The 555-nt window shown below is 67.7% G+C and carries 1 pseudogene; it reads left to right on the top strand.

Annotated elements, in window-relative coordinates:
* Nucleotides 1-555: pseudogene (locus tag H7C18_RS34755) on the top strand (hypothetical protein); the annotation flags it as partial.

The following is a 555-nucleotide window of genomic DNA, read 5'->3' as shown; positions in this document are numbered from 1 at the left end:
GCCGCGGCGTTCGCTCTCGTTCTCGCCCGGCTGGCCTGGATGCAGCTCGGGCCCGGGCGGGCGGACCGGAGCGCCTCGGCGATCGGCCGGAGCGCGGCCTTGCAGCGTTCCGACAGCTTGATGCTGGACAGCGGCCGGGGGCAGTTCACCGATCGCGGCGGGAAGCTGTTGACCGGGGAAACGGTCCGGGCGCTGGCCGCGTTCCCCGAAGCGGGAATGCCCCGGGGAACCGATGAGACGCTGGGCCGTCTGGCCGCGATTCTGGGCACGGACAAAGCCAGGCTGACGGCATGGCTGAACGGATTGAAGACGGCCGAAGTGTGGCGGGAAGGCGACTCCCCTGAGGCGCACGGACTGTCGGAGGAAGAGGAAGAAGCCGTCCGCAAGCTCGACTTGATCGGCGTGGCGGTGCTGCCGTACCGCAACCGGTATCCGGAGGACAGCCCGGTCTCGCCTCTTCACGCGATCGGGTACGTATCGCAAAATCCCCAACGGATGAAAGACGTTTACGGGCAGAAACTGGCCGATCGCGAACTGCGTTCGACGGACCGGATC

This window comes from Cohnella zeiphila, from assembly GCF_014212055.1.
Lineage (GTDB): Bacteria > Bacillota > Bacilli > Paenibacillales > Paenibacillaceae > Cohnella > Cohnella zeiphila.
The sequence above is the reverse complement of the archived record's forward strand: the minus strand, read 5'-3'. Positions and strand labels throughout refer to the sequence as shown.